This is a genomic window from Pseudoflavonifractor phocaeensis, from assembly GCF_016901735.1.
GTDB lineage: Bacteria > Bacillota > Clostridia > Oscillospirales > Oscillospiraceae > Pseudoflavonifractor_A.
Genome location: NZ_JACLZC010000217.1, coordinates 1 through 367 on the forward strand (window position 1 = coordinate 1; position 367 = coordinate 367).

The 367-nt window shown below is 53.7% G+C and carries 1 protein-coding gene; it reads left to right on the top strand.

Going from position 1 to position 367, the window contains the following annotated elements; all coding sequences use genetic code 11:
* Window positions 1–367, top strand: a 367-nt coding sequence (locus tag H7U37_RS16595; RefSeq protein ID WP_243414357.1) for a primase-like DNA-binding domain-containing protein, incomplete at both ends; no start/stop codon positions are given.

Here is a 367-nt window from a genome sequence, read left to right on the forward strand (position 1 = left end):
TGGATGATCCTGACCTTGCCGAGAAGATGAAAGCCGAGGTGGAGGGTATTCTGCTGTGGGCTTTTGAGGGATTGCAGCGGCTGGCCGCAAACAACTTCAAGTTCACCGAGAGCCAGCGCACCAAAGACAACCGGGAAGCAGTCAAACGGGACAACAACAATGTCTATGATTTTCTGGATTCTGACGGGTATGTTCGCCTGAAAGCCGATCTGTCCGCCAGCTCCAAAGAGCTATATGAGGCATATCAGATTTACTGCGCCGAAAACAACCTGCCTGCCCTGAAGCCCCGCAGCTTCAGCGAAGCCCTGATTGCCTGCCAGAGCCGCTACAATCTGGAATACTGCAACAATGTGACCAACGCAGCCGG